Origin of the sequence: Actinomycetospora endophytica (genome assembly GCF_021026375.1) — a bacterium.
Lineage (GTDB): Bacteria > Actinomycetota > Actinomycetes > Mycobacteriales > Pseudonocardiaceae > Actinomycetospora > Actinomycetospora endophytica.
Map to the genome: position 1 here is coordinate 214,449 of NZ_JAJNDB010000001.1, position 15,442 is coordinate 229,890.

Here is a 15,442-nt window from a genome sequence, read left to right on the forward strand (position 1 = left end):
GGAGGACGAGACCATGCCGTTCTACCGTCGGGTGGGCGAGATCCCGCACAAGCGGCACACCCAGCACCGCAGCCCCGCGGGCGACCTGTACTCCGAGGAGCTCATGGGCGAGGAGGGCTTCAGCTCGGACTCCTCGCTGCTCTACCACGTCGCGATCCCCTCGGCGGTCGTCGACGCGACCCCGTGGGACCCGGGCGAGCTCGGCACGACGATGAACCAGCCGCTGCTGCCCCGGCACCTCGCGCTGCACACCCTGTTCGAAGGCCAGGAGTGGAAGTCCGCGGACCCGGTGACCAGCCGCCGGCTCGTGCTCGGCAACGCCGACGTCCGCATCTCCTACGTCGTCACCGGGGAGACCTCCCCGCTCTACCGCAACGCCGTCGGCGACGAATGCATCTACGTCGAGTCCGGCGACGGCGTCGTCGAGACCGTCTTCGGCACGCTCACGGTGACCTCCGGCGACTACCTGGTCCTGCCGCGCTCGACCACCCACCGCTGGCTGCCCTCCGGCGACGAGCCGCTGCGCTGCTACGTCATCGAGGCCAACTCCCACATCGGGCCCGCCGCCCGCTACCTCTCGCGCCACGGCCAGTTCCTCGAGCACTCGCCCTACTGCGAGCGCGACCTCACCGGCCCGACCACGCCCCTCGTCGTCGACGACGCCGTCCTGCACCGTGACGTCGAGGTCCTCGTCAAGCACCGCGACTCCCGCGGCGGCGTCACCGGCACCCGCTACGTCGTCCCGACCCATCCCTTCGACGTCGTCGGCTGGGACGGGTGCCTCTACCCGTTCACCGTCAACGTGGCCGACTTCGAGCCGATCACCGGGCGGGTGCACCAACCGCCGCCGGTGCACCAGGTCTTCGAGGCGACGAACCTCGTGATCTGCAACTTCGTGCCCCGCAAGGTCGACTACCACCCCGGCTCGGTGCCGGTGCCCTACTACCACTCCAACGTCGACTCCGACGAGGTCATGTTCTACTGCGGCGGGAACTACGAGGCCCGCCGCGGCTCCGGCATCGGGCAGGGCTCGGTGAGCCTGCACCCCGGCGGCCACTCCCACGGCCCCCAGCCCGGCGCGGTCGAGCGCTCGCTGGGCGTCGAGTACTTCGACGAGCTGGCCGTCATGGTCGACACGTTCCGGCCGCTCGAGCTCGGCGAGGGTGGCCGCGCCGCCGACGACGGCCGCTACGCCTGGACCTGGTCCGGTCGCGGTCCCGAGGGCGAGCTCGGCCCGCTCACGTGACGGGTCCCGACGACGGGTACGGGGTCGCCTCCCTGCCCTTCGGCGTCTTCGACGCCGGCGGCGGCCGGCACCTCGGCGTGGCGCTCGGCGACGAGGTCGTCGACGTCGGGGCGCTCGCCGTCGCCCGCCGCTCGGGGTTGGTCGACGTGCTCGACGCCTCGTCGCTGAACCCGCTGCTCGCCGCGCCGCCCGAGGTGTGGCGTGAGGTGCGGGCCGACCTGCGGGAATGGCTGGGCGAGCCCCGGTGGCGTTCCACGCCCGCCGCACGCGCCGTGGTCCACCCCCGGCACGCCGTCCGGATGCACCTGCCGTTCACCGTCGGCGACTACGTCGACTTCTACGCCAGCGAGCACCACGCCACGAACGTCGGACGCATCCTGCGCCCGGGTACCGCGCCGTTGACGCCGAACTGGAAGCACGTGCCCATCGGGTATCACGGCCGGGGCGGGTCCGTCGTCGTCAGCGGCACCCCCGTGCGCCGTCCCCGCGGGCAGCGCAAGCCCGACGACGAACCTCCGGTCTTCGGGCCGTCCGAGCGGCTCGACTTCGAGGCGGAGGTCGGCTTCGTGGTCGGCTCCCGGACCGAGACGGGTCAGCCGATCCCCGTCGCCGAGGCCGCCGAGCACATCTTCGGCGTGGTCCTGGTCAACGACTGGTCCGCCCGCGACATCCAGGCCTGGGAGTACGTGCCGCTCGGCCCGTTCCTCGGCAAGTCCTTCGCGACCTCGATCTCGGCGTGGGTCGTGCCCTGGGACGCCCTCGCCGACGCCCACGTCGCCCCTCCCCCGCGGGACACCTCGCCGCTGCCCTACCTCGTCGATCCGCACGACACCGGGCTGGATCTCGACCTCGAGGTCGCGCTCAACGGGCACGTGATCTCACGGCCCCGGTACCGCACCACCTACTGGACCCCGGCCCAGCAGCTCGCCCACCTGACCTCGAACGGCGCGCCCACCCGGCCCGGCGACCTGTTCGCGAGCGGGACGGTCAGCGGGCCGGTGCGCGAGGAGTTCGGGTGCCTGCTCGAACTCGCCTGGGGCGGCCAGGACCCGCTCACCCTGGCCGACGGCACCCGGCGCAGCTTCCTCCTCGACGGCGACGAGCTCACGATCACCGCCCGAGCGCCGGGGCCGGCCGGCAGCACCGTCGCGCTCGGCCCGGTGACCGGCACCGTCCTGCCGTCGGACCCCTCCCGGCCGGCTCGCGCGACATCCCCTACGACTGGAGGTCGATGACGACCTTGCCGTGCACGTGCCGCGCGGCCTGGAGCTCGACCGCGGCGCGGATCTGCTCGACCGGATAGCTCGCCGCGATGGGCACCCGGAGCCGGCCCGCCGCGACCAGGCCGGCGATCTCCTCGATGGCGCCGGGAGCGGCGTTCGCGCCGTTCGCCGCGGTGATTCCGTCGACCTGGGCGGCGATGGTGGTGATGCGCTCGTCGGGCACGCCGAGCTCGCGGGCCGCGTGCACCGTCTCCGTCCCGTACAGATCGATGGCCGCGGTGACGCCGGCGGGCGCCGCGGCGCGGACCCGGTCGGCCAGGCCGTCGCCGTACGTGACCGGCTCGGCCCCGAGGTCGCGCAGGGCATCGGCCGACGTCGCCGATCCCGTCCCGATCACGCGCGCGCCCGCGAGGCGGGCGAGCTGGACGGCGAACACGCCGACGCCGCCTCCCGCGGCGCCGACGAGCAGGGTGTCGCCCTCGCCGGGGTCGACGACGGCGAGGGCGGCGGCGGCCGTACTGCCGGCGATGGCGAGGGTGGACGCGGTGCGGTCGTCGACGCCGTCGGGGGTGCGGTGGGCATTGCCGCCCGGGGCGATGGTTCCCACCGCGTCCACCACCACGTGGTCGGCGACCGCGCGGGAGAGGACACCGCCGAACACCCGGTCGCCGGGGGCGAACCCGGTCACGCCGTCTCCGACCTGGTCCACCACGCCGGCGTAGTCCGTGCCGAACCCGGACGGCAGGGTCAGGCCGAACCGGGCGGCGGTGTCCGCGTCGGAGGTCATGAACCAGTCCATGGGGTTCAGGCCGGCCGCGGTGACCCGCACACGCATCTGCCCCGGACCGGGCTGCGGCACGGGGACGTCGCGGACGGACAGGACCTCGGGACCGCCGAACACCTCGAGCAGGACCGCTCTGCTCGTGGTGTCGACACCTTCTTCGTACACGCTCACCGGTCTCCTCGGGCGACGAAAGCGGACTATGCTCCGCTTACCAAGACCAGCATAACCGGAGCGTGTTCCGCTTTGACAGAGTCCGAGGCTCGCGGTCGTCGAGCGGACGCGGCCCGCAACCGCGCGCAGCTCCTGGACGTGGCGGCCCGTGTGTTCGTCTCCGCCGACGCGGAGCCGTCGATGCGCGCGATCGCACGCGAGGCCGGGGTCGGTATCGGCACCCTCTACCGGCACTTCCCCACCCGCGAGGCCCTGGTCGACGCGGTCTACCGCGACCAGGTGGCACGACTGACGGTCGGCGCCCGCGAGCTGCTCGCCGGACTGTCCCCGCCCGCGGCGCTGCGACGCTGGATGGACCTGTTCGGGGACTGGATCGCGACCAAGAACGGCATGCTCGACACGCTGCACGCGATGATCGAATCGGGCGAGATCGCCCATGCCCGCACCCGGACCGAGCTGCTCGCGGCCATCGACGAGATCCTCGACGCGGGCCGCGCGACCGGCGAGCTCCGCGCGGACGTCACCGCTGACGACGTCGCGGCCGGTCTGATCGGCATCTTCACCGTGGCGACCCCGCCCGAGCACGCCGCCCGGGCGGGCCGACTGCTGGACATCCTGATGCAGGGCCTCCGGGCGACATCCTCGACCGGTCGGGAGTCGCCGTGACCGCGGTGTCGGTTCTCGCTGTCATCTTCGCCGGGCTGTTGGCAGGCGAAGAGTTCGTCGTCCGCTGGGGCGTCGCCCCGGCGATGCGGACCCTGCCTGATCCCGCCCATCTCCGGACCCGCCGCCTTTCCAACGCGCCGCCGACCGGCGGCGTCCCATCCGATTCACGACTGATCATGTCGCCCCCTGACCTACACATCGCACACGACTGTTCTCCAGTTCGTGCCGTCGTCCCGCCACAACCGTTCCCCTGTTGGAGCCAACACTTCCCAGCGGGGCCGGCACATCCCCCGGGTGTCCACTCCCATGTTCGGTGACGATTCGTCGTTCATCGCTCCGCCTCACATTCCGATTGCCGGTGACGCAAGGAGCGGAGCGTTCGGAAGGCGTTCGCACGACCGGTCCCCGGTGGCGGGGGTCGAGACTGGCCGGATGCAGGAGCATCCCGCCGCAGCGACGCGCCGCGAACTCCCGGTCACGGTTGCGCTGGCCGTCCTGACGATGACGGCGGGTGCCGCCGACGTGATCGGTTTCCTGTCCCTGGGCGGGGTCTTCACCGCTCTGCAGACCGGGAACGTGCTGTTCCTGGCCTTCGCCCTGCTGGGCATGGGATCGACCCCGGCCTGGCGGCCCGCGTTGTCGCTGGTGGCCTTCACGGTCGGCGCCGCCCTCGGCTCGGCGGTGATCAGTACGTCGGGGACGAAGCGCTGGTTCCCGATGGTGATGGGTGCCGAGGGCGTACTTCTCGGCGCGGCCGGCGCGACCGCCCTCCGCGTGGGTGTCGGCTCGCCGCCCATCAGCCCACATCCCGCGGTGATCTGCCTCGTCGCGTTGGCCATGGGGCTGCAGTCGATGGCGGCGTTGCGGGCCCGGGTCCCGGGGATGTCGACCCAACTGATCCAGGTCTCCCTGGTCACCCTCGTCGACGCGGTCGTATCGCCCGGCGGCGACGGGCGGCGCCGACCGCGCGACGCCGGACATCTGACGCGCACCCGGCACTCGATCACCATCGGCGGGGTCTTCGTCGGGGGTCTGCTCGGTGCCCTGTTGACCAGATGGGGGTCGGGCCCCGCGCTGCTCGTACTCGCCGCCGCGGTGCTGATCAGCGCATCCGGATACGCGATGGTGCCTCGGTATCGGCCCCCGGCGACCTGAATCGGCTGTCAGAGGCCCGAGAACGCCCCGTGACCTCCACCGGGCGGCGTCAGAAGTCGGTGTCCGCGTCGCTCGGCGCACCACTGGGCGCCGAGAGGCGCTGGAGATGCCAGTAGCGACTGACCCGGATCAGTGGTCGGACGAGCAGTTCGATGCTGCCCAGGATGAACAGCCACGTCCCGGCGGTGGTCGTCGTGCCGAACAGGAACAGGACGCTTCCGACGATGAACCAGAGGCCGATCAGGATGTCGTTCACCGTGCCCAGCGCCTCGTACCTGCGCCGCAGGATCAGCTCGTGGTGGCCGATGACGATCGTGTACGGACCGGCCGGCGTCGGGAGAACAGGGTCGCTCATGGAGTGATGCTGGACCGCCGGGAGTCGCACGAACAGCATGCGGACCGCCCGACCTGGACCGAGGACGCCCCCCGGTGCACCCGGGCAGGCGCTGGCCTGGCCGCTCCCGTCGGGGCACGCTCGGAGCATGAGCGACCGACCGTTCGAGCAGTCGATGTACCCGCACTACGCCGCCGAGAGCGCCGATGCGCGAGACAATCCGGTCGGCCTCGGGGAGCACCTCGCCGAGGACACGGCGGGCGCGGGCACGCACGACCCGGAGGAGCTCGGCGGCGCCGATCTCGCCGATGAGCTGGAAGGTCGGCCCACTCCGCCGTTCCGGACCCCGCACCCGGACCACGAGTCCTCCTGACCCGGCGCGACGGTCACGATTTCCGTTGTCGGACCTGTGACCCCAGGAACGTCCCCGCGATGACCGCGAGCAGCTCGTCCCGAGCTGCGCGATGGGACTGCGACGGCCCCGAGCCCGCCACTCCGAAGACCGCCTCCGTGCCGTCGCTCTTCTCGATGCCCAGCGTCGGGGTGCTCGTCCACGGGGCAGCGCTGATGGGGCGCGCCCCGACGATCTCGCCCGCTCCCCGACCGGTGCACTCCGCTCCGCCCGGGTGTGTGCCGACGATGTAGACGGGTGAGCCGTCGGAGACCGCGCAGCCGTACTGGAGGAGCCAGTCGACCAGGCCGAGGCTCCAGGGCTCGAACAGGACCCGGTGGCTGGTCGCCACCAGCTCGCCGTCGCTGGCCAGCCCCACGGCGGCCTGCGCTCGGACGAGCTCCCGTTCGTCGACGAGACAGCACCCGGTGGCTGTGCCGGGGACCACACATTCCGAGATCCACGAATCGAAGTCGGACACCGTCCCCACGGTGCGCGATGTCGTCGCCATCGTCTGCGCACGTTCGGAGAATGGACGATGAATACGGAGTCGTCGCCATTCGGATCTCGCCGCCCGTACGCGCGAGGCGTGTGGCCCCGATGTCGCAAGATCTGAGACTCATGGCGACTTTCTCGGCCCGGAGATCTGACCGAACCGCCGCCTCGTGCCGCCGCGAGGCCGACGCCCACGGCCACGTCGGACTGTGGGGCGGGCAGTGGCGGACCCCCGGCGAGAGCACGGGGCCGATCGCCTGCTTCCCGGAGCCGCCTCGCATCATCGAGCCCGCAGGCGCGTTCGCGGCTGATCGTGGGATCCCGGATGATGACCCACGCCGCGCCCCCGTCAGGAGCGGGGGCGCGGCGCTGCCCATCCCGTGAGGTGGCGGGCGGCTCGCGTCACTTCTTCTTCTTGCCCTTCTTCTTCTTGTCCTTCTTCTTCTTCCCCATGGATGATCACCCCCTCCCCTGCTCTCGACAACGCCGGTCAAGGTATCGTTGACCACTATCTCGGTCAAGGAGTCGTTGACATCCGTGTCTCAGAAGAAGGCATTCGCCCAGCTCAGGAAGGCGCTCGACGCACTCGAGTCCGCCGATGGGCCGCGCGAACGGCTCAGCGCCGTTCGTCGGTTGCGCCAGACGGCCGAGGAGCTCGAGGGCGACCTCGTCGAGGAGGCGCGATCGGCCGGTCTGCGCTGGTCCGACATCGGCGAGCTCTACGGGACCAGCAAGCAGGGCGTGCAGCAGCGGTTCCGGCGGCGCATCGGGAAGGCCGCCGAGTAGGCGTCAGCGGCGGACCCGGCGTCGGGTGAGCGGGGCGCGGCGGAAGGGGATCGGTCGATCGCCCGACCACGGTGCGGTGGGGGCGCGACACAGCGAGGCGAAGCGGAGCAGGACGGCGTCGTAGTTCACGCGCCAGCCGGCGAAGTCGCGCCATGCCTGGTCGCGGTCGGGCCGCAGCGGCGCGCCGGCCGCGCTCAGCTCGCGACACGCGTCGTCGAACTCGTCCCTGGTGATCGAGACGGGGTCGGTGGGCGACGGCTCGGGGTCGTAGGGCATCAGGTAGAAGTCGCCGACGCGCTGCAGTGCCAGGTAGCCCGACCGCAGGCAGAGTTCGGCCGCGGGTCGGCGTCCCAGGTCGAGGGTCGACGAGGTGAGCGCGGCGGCGTCCAGGACGGCGCCGGCGGCCGTCACCCATGAGCGGTCCGGCTGCGGTGATCGGAACAGGACGAGGCTGGGTGCCGTGCTGTGGGTCTCCTCGATGTCGGCGAACCAGCGCTGCCACTCCGCCCAGAACCCGTCCAGTTCCTCGAGGCCGTCGATCCGGGCCAACCGCGCGAGGAGGGCGGCGGCCGACGGAGGCCGGCCCGCCTGGGTCTCGAGTGCGGTGACCATCACCTCGCGCCGGGAGAACGACGCGTAGATCGACGGCAGGTACGACACGAGCAGCGCCAACAGGGCGAGCCCCAGGACCGCCTCGGCGAACACCAGCGCCGCCGTCGACACCGTCGCGGGCGCTCGGAAGCCCAGGGTCAGCAGCGACGACCCGCTCTCCAGGAATGCTCCGTCCCACGACTGACCGGTGGCCCGGAAGATCGCCATGAACCCGGCCAGCACCAGCGCCAGCCACACGACCGGCAGGCAGAGCAGGCTCAGCGGCGCGTAGAGCGCGAGCAGGCGCTCCCGCCGCGCGCTGTCACGCAGCCGGCCGACCGGCTCGAACACCAGACCTACCAGCACGAACACCCACCGGGTGATGAACACCGGCGTCGCCCGGGGCACGGCCAGGGTCTGCGCGGCGGAGAGCGCGGTCGCCGCCACGACCGCCGCACCCACCAGCCCGAGGAGCACTGCCAGCGCCGTCTGCACCGGAGCATCGTGCCCGTCTGGCGCCGCATCGTGCCGGGACGAGCCGCCGCCGGCTGACCCTCAGTCCCGGCGCCGGTGATCGACGACCGGAGGGCCGACCTTCGGGGCCACGTCGCCTCGCGGCGAGACCCGGGCAACCGTGTCGCCCCGGACCTGACGCTCCTGGCCGCGCTGCGGATCGGGCAGCGGCACGGTGGTTCAGGCCGCGGCGATGATGTAGAGCGAGTACACGAGGATCGCCGCGACGGCGGCGAAGCAGGCCCCGGCCACGGCGGTGCTCATGGCGACCCCGAGGCCCCGGCCGTTCTGCCCGCCGTCCAGGGCGCGACGACGGGAGCTGAGCCCGATCGCGCCGAGGGCGAACAGGACGACCACGACGACGCCCACCGCCAGCGACACGACGCTGACCAGGCCCAGGGCCGCCCACTCGATCTTCATCGCCGATGCTCCCCTTCGATGGGTGTCAGGCCGCTGCCGGGGCCGTCTGGTCGATCGACGGGACGTCGTTGACGTTGTCGGCAGTGACCGGATTGCGCTTCGACCACGCGTAGATCCCGCCCGACGCGGCGATCAGCACCACCGCGACCAGGATCGTGCCCAGCGGGCCCTTGCCCGCGGTCCACGCCGCGACGGCACCGACGGCGGCGGCGGCCGGCAGCGTCAGCACCCACGCGATGGCCATCTGCCCGGCGACACCCCACTGGACCTGGGCCAGCCGCCGGCCCGCGCCCGCCCCGAAGATCGAGCCCGTGCAGACCTGGGTGGTCGAGAGCGCGAAGCCGAGGTGGGCCGAGGCGAGGATGACGGTGGCCGAGGCGGTCTCGGCCGCGAAGCCCTGCCGCGTCTGGATGTCGCTGATCCGCTTGCCGAGGGTCTGGATGATCCGCCAGCCGCCCACGTAGGTCCCGAGCCCGATGGCCACCCCGCAGGAGAGGATGACCCAGAACGGCGGCCCGGCGTTCGGCGAGAGGATGCCGGCGCTGATCAGGGTCAGCGTGATCACGCCCATGGTCTTCTGGGCGTCGCTGGTGCCGTGGGCCAGCGCGACCGTGGACGCGCTGAGAATCTGGCCGAAACGGAAGGTCGTCGAGATCGTCTCCGGATCGGACCGCTCGGTCATCCGGTAGGTCAGGTACGTCGCGATCAGGGCGATCAGCCCGGCGAGCAGCGGGGAGATCACCGCCGGCAGGACGATCTTCGAGATGACCGCGCCGAAGTTCACCGCGTCGGCACCGGCGGCGACGACGGTCGCGCCGATGAGGCCGCCGAACAGCGCGTGCGACGAGCTGGACGGCAGGCCGACCAGCCAGGTGACGAGGTTCCACAGGATCGCTCCGACCAGCCCCGCGAAGATCACCACCGGGGTGATCTTCGCGTCGTCCACCAGGCCGTTGGAGATGGTCTTCGCGACCTCGATCGAGAGGAAGGCGCCCACCACGTTGAGCACCCCGGCGACGGCGACCGCGACGCGCGGCGGCATCGCTCGCGTGGCGATCGACGTCGCCATCGCGTTGGCCGTGTCGTGGAAGCCGTTCGTGAAGTCGAAGGCGAGCGCGGTCACCACCACGGCGATCACGATCAGTGACACGGTCATCGGAATCCCCGCCCCCCGCACGTCGCGGGCATCGGGCGAGGGATCCGCCCCGACGACGGCCCCTGGTGCCCGGGCCCGGTCCAGCCCGGTGGGCGAGAGTCTGCTTCCAGGGCGAAGTCCGGGTGACGCTCCTCTAGCTCCCGGTGAACACGGGATAACCGCAGATCACGGAATCGCACATCCGGCGGAATTGACGCTGCCGAATCGTCGCAGCGCAACTACGGACCGTGAGACGCGTTCGACCTTCCGTCCGCGTCGCCCGCGAGGATCCAGGTGTCGCGAGCGGGAAGGTCGAGCTCGGGGCGGGCCGGGGTTGCCCCGGCGCCGACGAGCTCGTACCCGAGGCGTTCGGCGATCTCCCGCACGACGCCGTCGTCGGCGGGCACGGTCAGGCGCAGGCGATCGCAGCCCGCGCGGCAGGCGATCTCGGAGGCCGACTCCAGGGCGACCACGACGTGGCTCCTGACCACGGGCTGCCCGGTCAGCAGTGGGGCGATCGCGACGGTGTCGGCCCCGGGGAACGAGAGCATGACGCCGAGGCGCGCGCGGCCGTGGTGGCAGACGACCAGGATCTCGACCTCCGAGTCCGCCGCGAGTGCGTCGACGGATTCGATCAGCAGCCGGGCCAGGCCGGTGGCGTCTCCGGACACGAGCCGGGCCAGGTCGGCGCCGTCCATGACGCGCGGGTGGAGGGCACGGCGGCCGGCCGCACCGCAGCGGCAGCGTCCGGCGGGCTCGGTCTGCCGCGTCACAGCGCCTCCGGCCGAGCCCGTGTCGACGACGGGGTGCGACGTCACGGCCGAACGGTGGCCTCGGTCTGGACAGCTGTCAAGTTTTTCCTGGACGACTGGTCAGACGCGCCGGTACGGCAGCCCGCGACGGACTCGTCCATCGGGGGCGTCGTCGCGGAGTTCCCGGCGCCGGCCGGCTCGACCTACTATCCGGGCTGATCGCCCGTCGATGGTTCGTGGCGCCGGACTCGGGCTGACCCACGAGGACGCCGGAATCTCGACGCGGGGACGGAGCGGGACGTGCCGGATCGCGACGACGAGCTGCGGCGCACGGTGGGAGAGGCCGGCCAGGTACGACAGGCGTTCGAGGAGCTGCCGCTGATGATGGCGGCGATGGACGGACCGGAGCTGCGGTTCGTCGCGGCGAACGCGGCGTACCGGGCTCTGGCCGGCAGCTCGGCATTCATCGGTGAGCCCCTGCGCGGTGTCTTTCCCGAGGTCGGCGGGCAGCAGGTCTTCGAGGCGGTCGAGCGTGTCTACGCCACCGCTGAGCCCTACTCGATGCACGAGTGGCGGATGCAGTTCGGGATGGACGACAGCGGGCAGCCCAAGGAGCTGTTCCTCGACGTCCACCTGGTGCCGCGCTTCACGGCCGAGGGCGAGAAACGCGGTGTCGTCGGCTACATCACCGACGTCACGGCGCTGGTCACGGCACGGCTCGCCGCGCAGACCAAGGCCGCCGAGGTCGAGCGCCGGTACGAGCAGGCGCGCGACGTGATCGCGTTGCTGCAGCGTGAGCTGCTCTCGCCGGGACTGCCGGTCCTGCCCGGGGTGCGCGTCGCCGCCAGCTACCTGCTCGCCGACGCCGAGACCGCCGCGGGCGGCGACTGGTTCGACGCGCTGCCGCTGTCCGACGGCCGCGTGGGACTGGTGGTCGGTGACGTGGTCGGGCACGGGGTCGCGGCGTCCGCGGTGATGGGACAGCTGCGAGCGATCGCGGCCGAGCGGCTCCACAGCGGCGCGACCATCGCCGACGCGCTGGCCGCCGTCGACGCCGTCGCCGACCGGGTGCCGGGAGCTCGGGCAGCGACGGTGTGCGCCGCCGTGCTGGACCCGGCCACCGGCGCACTGTCCTACTGCACGGCCGGGCACCCGCCGCCGCTGGTCGTTCCGGTATCGGGCGAACCCGGGTACCTGCCCATCTCCGGGGCGGGTCCGCTGGGCACCGGGTCGGAGTTCCCGCTGGCGAAGGCCGTGCTCGAGGTCGGTGACGTGCTGCTCTGCTACACCGACGGGATCATCGAGCGTCCCGGCCGGACGCGTGTGGAGAGCACGGCGGAGCTCACCCGGGTCGCCGCGGACGGTGCCGCCGGGCGGGGCTTCCACACCGGCGAGTTCTCCGCGGTCGAGCGGGTGTGCACGCAGACCCTGGAGCTGCTGGTGCGAGCGACCGGACACGGCGACGACATCACCCTGCTGGCCGTTCAGCGCCGCGAGCCCCTTCCTCCTCTGGAGCTCACGCTGCCCGCCGAGCCGGAGACCGTCGGAGTCCTTCGCGCCCAGCTCCGTGCCTGGCTCGTCGAACTGGGGGTGAGCCCGGACGATCTCTTCCGCGTGCCGCACGCGGTGAACGAACTGGTCACCAACGCCGTCGACCATGCCTATCCCGACGGCGACCCGGGCCCGGTGTCGTTGTCGGCGAGCGTGGACACGACCGGGACACTCCACGCCTCCGTCTCCGACCGGGGGACGTCCGCGGCCGACGGTCCCGACGGCGTCGACGACCTCCGCGCGCTACCGCTGCACGTCGAGCGCGGCCGGGGGTTGGCCATGACCCGCCGACTCCTCGACCTCCTCGACCTCGAGCAGGGAGGGCAGGGCACGACCGCGACGATCAGCCACCGGCTCTCACGACCGGCCCGGCTGTTGACCGCCGACGACGTGCGCGGTGTGGTGGCCCCTGCCTCGCCGGGCATCCGGGCCGAGTTCCTGCTGATCCTCGACGAGTCCTCGGGGCGGGGCCCACGCATCCGACTCTCCGGACCGGTCGATGCGGACAACGCCACGAAGCTGAGGACCGCGCTCGCGGGCCACACCCTCGGCGGGCCGGATCAGCTCGTCGTCAACCTGAGCGACGTGACGCTGTTGGCCAGCGCCGGTATCGCCGTGCTGGCCGCCGCACGCACCCGAGCCGCGGCCGGAATGCTGCAGCTGTACGCCGCCGTGGGGAGCGAGGCGGACCAGGTCCTGACCCTCGTCGGCTTCGACCACACCACCGAGGACCCCGATCGGCAGCCACCGAACCACCAGGTCAACGCGACGACGGACGCGGGCTGACGCCCGGGGACCGGACCATGGTGACCGGCGTCTCAAAGAGCGAGGCGTCCACGTCGACGACGTGCATGCTCCCGGCCATCGGCGCGCTCGCAACCCCCGACACGCGAGCCGGAACCGACGGGCAGGTGATCACTCGTGCATTCGCACCTGGGACGGATTCTGGTCCCCACCGACGTGCCAGGCAGGACCGAACTGGCCCAGCACCCGATTCCCGCCACCGTCATCCCGGAACGGCCCTGGTGGCCGACGTGGATCGCCGGGGACGAGGACGGCCGCATCCGCCGCGAGTACGCGGAGCGCTCCGCCACCTGGTGAGCACGACGGGTCGCGGTGTCTCCGTCGCGTCGGGGTTCCGTCGCCGCGCCGCCGGACGGCCCCTCGCGCACGGCCGTCCGCCAGCGGATAGTGTGTCCCGCGCCACAAGGGGGCTTTGGGGCGAGGAGCCACGAGGGGGCCTGAGGCGAGGAGTTGGCCATGGCCGAGGACCTGGGATCCCACCGGGAGCTCTCCCACGCGTTCGGTGACCTCGACGCCGTCGCAGCGAGCTTCGAGCAACAGCTCGATCCGGTGCTGGTCTTCCGTGGCCCGGAGCACGTGTTCGCGGCGCTGAACGCCGCCGGGCGGCGGATGTTCGGACACCGCCCGGTGCTGGGGCGCACGTATCGCGAGAGCGTCGGTGACGCCGACGGACCGCCTCTGACCGAGCTGCTCGACGAGGCCTTCCACACCGCCCGGCCGGTCACGGCGCGCGAGCAGCCGGTCATGATCCGGCCGTCCGCCGAGCAGCCGGCCGTCCAGCACTTCCTGACCATCAGCGTGAGGGCGATCTTCGACGGCGACGGGCGGGTCGTCGGAGTCACCTGCCACATCGCGAACGTCACCGGTGAGACCGTCGAGCGGCGCGCCGAGCGGTCCCGGACGGACGAGGCCCGGCAGCACTACCTGGAGAGCCGCGACATGGTGGTGGCGCTGCAGCGCAGCCTGCTGCCCGCCGATCTGCCGGTACTGCCCGGATCGCAGCTGGCCGCGCGGTACCTCGTCGCCGGCAGCGAGCTGACCGCGGGCGGGGACTGGTTCGACGTGATCCTGCAGCCCGAAGGGCGGATGGGCCTCGTCGTCGGGGACGTCGTGGGACACGGGGCACGGGCCTCGGCGACGATGGGCCAGCTGCGGGCGGTCCTGGCCGCCTATCTGATCGAGGGCGCCACCGTGGACGAGGCGCTGGCCCGGTTGGACCGGTTCGTCGCCCGCCTCCCCGCGGCCACGGCGACCACGGTCTGCCTCGGCGTGCTCGACCCGAACACCCGTGCGCTGTCCTACGCCTCCTGCGGCCACCTGCCGCCGCTGCTGATCCCTGCCGCCGGGGAGGCCTACTACCTGCCGACGGTCCCCGGCGGCCCCCTCGGAACCGCCGGCCCGCCCCCGAAGGCCCAGACGGTCCAGCTCGAGCTCGGCGACGTGCTGTTGCTCTACACCGACGGCCTCATCGAGCGCGCGGACCGCAGCCTGGACGTCGGACGCTCGCAGCTGCGGCAGTGCGCCGCCGAGGCCCTCGCGGATCGCGACGCCGGGGCGGTCGGTGGAGCGACGGTCGACCGGGTGTGCGAGATCGCGGTGAATCGGATGACCGAGGGTGGATACACCGACGACGTCAGTCTGCTCGGCTGCGAGCTGACCACAACGATCAGCGCGCCCTTCCACGCCGAGCTGCCGGCGGAGACGGAAGCGCTCGCGACCCTGCGCGGCACCTCGGGCGCCTGGTTGAGCACCCTGGGCGCCTGCCACGACGACGTCGAGTCCCTCCACCTGGCCTTGGGCGAAGCGGTCGCCAACTGCATCGAGCACGCCTACCTCACCGATCCCGGCCGGATCACCGTCGACGGCTATCTGGACACCGCCGGCCGCGCCTGTCTCACCGTCTCCGACCGCGGATCGTGGCGGGCCCCTACTGCCGATCCGGGCGGCCGGGGCCGCGGCCTGGTGATGCTGCGACGGTTCATGGACAGCGTCGAGGTCGACACCGATGGCCCTGGTACCACCGTGCTGATGGAACGCACCCTCCGTCGCTACCCGGTGCTCGCCGTCGCCGGCGGCGGACCCTCGGACGGCCCGACACCCGAGCGGCCGTTCTCCGTCGAGACCACCGGCTCCGATCCGCTCCAGGTCCGTGTCACCGGCGTCGTCGACATGGCGACCACGCCGGCACTGCGACGCCATCTCGAACGTGCCACCCGCGGCGGAGCCCTCCCCGTCACCCTCGACCTCACCGCCGTCGACCAGCTCGCCAGCGCCGCTGTGCTCCTGCTGCACGAGCTCGCCGAACAGGCCGCCGTGGACGACCGACCGCTCCGGATCATCGCGCCCCCGGGAGCGACCGCGAGCCAGGTCCTGGAACTGTCCGGTCTCGATCACCTCGTCGAACCGGACCTCGACGACTGATCCG

Annotated in this window: 16 protein-coding genes; 9 read left to right on the forward strand and 7 right to left on the reverse strand. The window is 72.3% G+C overall.

Annotated features, from left to right (window positions below):
• The first annotated feature begins 13 nt into the window (after positions 1 to 13).
• Positions 14 to 1,246 (forward strand): homogentisate 1,2-dioxygenase, encoded by a 1,233-nt coding sequence (locus LQ327_RS01025; protein WP_230729664.1) that lies wholly within the window; start codon positions 14 to 16, stop codon positions 1,244 to 1,246.
• Positions 1,243 to 2,481 carry a fumarylacetoacetase gene (fahA, locus tag LQ327_RS01030; RefSeq protein WP_230729665.1) on the forward strand — a complete coding sequence of 413 codons (1,239 nt, stop codon included), beginning with the start codon at positions 1,243 to 1,245 and terminating at the stop codon, positions 2,479 to 2,481. Before LQ327_RS01025 ends, fahA begins: the two co-directional genes overlap by 4 nt.
• On the opposite strand, the gene LQ327_RS01035 is transcribed toward fahA, so the two are convergent.
• A complete protein-coding gene (locus LQ327_RS01035) occupies positions 2,462 to 3,424 on the reverse strand; it encodes an NADP-dependent oxidoreductase (protein WP_230729666.1) in 963 nt (320 codons plus the stop codon). The genes fahA and LQ327_RS01035 overlap by 20 nt on opposite strands.
• A 72-nt stretch (positions 3,425 to 3,496) precedes the next feature.
• Between LQ327_RS01035 and LQ327_RS01040 the strand changes: the two genes are divergently transcribed.
• Both LQ327_RS01040 and LQ327_RS01045 read left to right on the forward strand, forming a co-directional pair.
• Entirely contained in the window at positions 3,497 to 4,090 is a 594-nt protein-coding gene (locus LQ327_RS01040) for a TetR/AcrR family transcriptional regulator (RefSeq protein ID WP_230729667.1), read from the forward strand.
• Positions 4,091 to 4,522: 432 nt separating this feature from the next.
• Complete coding sequence (locus tag LQ327_RS01045) at positions 4,523 to 5,245, forward strand: YoaK family protein (RefSeq protein WP_230729668.1); 723 nt, start codon at positions 4,523 to 4,525, stop codon at positions 5,243 to 5,245.
• A 49-nt stretch (positions 5,246 to 5,294) separates the two neighbouring features.
• Here LQ327_RS01045 and LQ327_RS01050 read toward each other — a convergent pair whose 3' ends face one another.
• Positions 5,295 to 5,600, reverse strand: coding sequence for a YrhK family protein (locus LQ327_RS01050; RefSeq protein WP_230729669.1), 306 nt, complete (start codon positions 5,598 to 5,600; stop codon positions 5,295 to 5,297).
• A 127-nt stretch (positions 5,601 to 5,727) separates the two neighbouring features.
• On the opposite strand from LQ327_RS01050, the gene LQ327_RS01055 reads away from it, so the two are divergent.
• Complete coding sequence (locus LQ327_RS01055; RefSeq protein ID WP_230729670.1) at positions 5,728 to 5,952, forward strand: hypothetical protein; 225 nt, start codon at positions 5,728 to 5,730, stop codon at positions 5,950 to 5,952.
• A gap of 13 nt (positions 5,953 to 5,965) precedes the next feature.
• Here the strand turns inward: LQ327_RS01055 and LQ327_RS01060 are convergent, their stop codons facing one another.
• Positions 5,966 to 6,418 carry a hypothetical protein gene (locus tag LQ327_RS01060; RefSeq protein WP_230729671.1) on the reverse strand — a complete coding sequence of 151 codons (453 nt, stop codon included), beginning with the start codon at positions 6,416 to 6,418 and terminating at the stop codon, positions 5,966 to 5,968.
• 584 nt (positions 6,419 to 7,002) lie between these two features.
• On the opposite strand from LQ327_RS01060, the gene LQ327_RS01065 reads away from it, so the two are divergent.
• Entirely contained in the window at positions 7,003 to 7,251 is a 249-nt protein-coding gene (locus LQ327_RS01065) for an RNA polymerase subunit sigma-70 (RefSeq protein ID WP_230729672.1), read from the forward strand.
• A gap of 3 nt (positions 7,252 to 7,254) precedes the next feature.
• Here the strand turns inward: LQ327_RS01065 and LQ327_RS01070 are convergent, their stop codons facing one another.
• The 4 genes from LQ327_RS01070 to LQ327_RS01085 form a co-directional block, all read right to left on the reverse strand.
• Positions 7,255 to 8,337: a hypothetical protein gene (locus tag LQ327_RS01070; RefSeq protein ID WP_230729673.1), complete on the reverse strand. Its 1,083-nt coding sequence runs from the start codon at positions 8,335 to 8,337 to the stop codon at positions 7,255 to 7,257.
• A gap of 198 nt (positions 8,338 to 8,535) precedes the next feature.
• The gene (locus LQ327_RS01075) at positions 8,536 to 8,775 is read right to left on the reverse strand and encodes a hypothetical protein (RefSeq protein ID WP_230729674.1); all 240 of its coding nucleotides are present in this window, start codon (positions 8,773 to 8,775) and stop codon (positions 8,536 to 8,538) included.
• A gap of 25 nt (positions 8,776 to 8,800) precedes the next feature.
• Positions 8,801 to 9,931, reverse strand: a complete 1,131-nt coding sequence (locus tag LQ327_RS01080) for an inorganic phosphate transporter (protein ID WP_230729675.1) — start codon at positions 9,929 to 9,931, stop codon at positions 8,801 to 8,803.
• 218 nt (positions 9,932 to 10,149) lie between these two features.
• The gene (locus LQ327_RS01085; protein ID WP_230729676.1) at positions 10,150 to 10,683 is read right to left on the reverse strand and encodes a hypothetical protein; all 534 of its coding nucleotides are present in this window, start codon (positions 10,681 to 10,683) and stop codon (positions 10,150 to 10,152) included.
• 279 nt (positions 10,684 to 10,962) lie between these two features.
• Between LQ327_RS01085 and LQ327_RS01090 the strand changes: the two genes are divergently transcribed.
• The 3 genes from LQ327_RS01090 to LQ327_RS01100 all read left to right on the forward strand — a co-directional run bounded on the left by LQ327_RS01090 (position 10,963) and on the right by LQ327_RS01100 (position 15,438).
• Complete coding sequence (locus LQ327_RS01090) at positions 10,963 to 12,999, forward strand: SpoIIE family protein phosphatase (RefSeq protein ID WP_230729677.1); 2,037 nt, start codon at positions 10,963 to 10,965, stop codon at positions 12,997 to 12,999.
• Between the two features lie 174 nt (positions 13,000 to 13,173).
• Positions 13,174 to 13,314: a hypothetical protein gene (locus LQ327_RS01095; RefSeq protein WP_230729678.1), complete on the forward strand. Its 141-nt coding sequence runs from the start codon at positions 13,174 to 13,176 to the stop codon at positions 13,312 to 13,314.
• 159 nt (positions 13,315 to 13,473) lie between these two features.
• The gene (locus LQ327_RS01100; RefSeq protein ID WP_230729679.1) at positions 13,474 to 15,438 is read left to right on the forward strand and encodes a SpoIIE family protein phosphatase; all 1,965 of its coding nucleotides are present in this window, start codon (positions 13,474 to 13,476) and stop codon (positions 15,436 to 15,438) included.
• Positions 15,439 to 15,442: the final 4 nt, after the last annotated feature.

What these genes read in the sequence shown, in the direction of transcription:
- LQ327_RS01025 (WP_230729664.1), top strand. Translation starts at nt 14, where the DNA reads ATGCCGTTCTACCGTCGGGTGGGCGAGATCCCGCACAAGCGGCACACC.
- LQ327_RS01045 (WP_230729668.1), top strand. Translation starts at nt 4,523, where the DNA reads ATGCAGGAGCATCCCGCCGCAGCGACGCGCCGCGAACTCCCGGTCACG.
- LQ327_RS01050 (WP_230729669.1), bottom strand. Translation starts at nt 5,600, where the DNA reads ATGAGCGACCCTGTTCTCCCGACGCCGGCCGGTCCGTACACGATCGTC.
- LQ327_RS01055 (WP_230729670.1), top strand. Translation starts at nt 5,728, where the DNA reads ATGAGCGACCGACCGTTCGAGCAGTCGATGTACCCGCACTACGCCGCC.
- LQ327_RS01075 (WP_230729674.1), bottom strand. Translation starts at nt 8,775, where the DNA reads ATGAAGATCGAGTGGGCGGCCCTGGGCCTGGTCAGCGTCGTGTCGCTG.
- LQ327_RS01080 (WP_230729675.1), bottom strand. Translation starts at nt 9,931, where the DNA reads ATGACCGTGTCACTGATCGTGATCGCCGTGGTGGTGACCGCGCTCGCC.
- LQ327_RS01100 (WP_230729679.1), top strand. Translation starts at nt 13,474, where the DNA reads ATGGCCGAGGACCTGGGATCCCACCGGGAGCTCTCCCACGCGTTCGGT.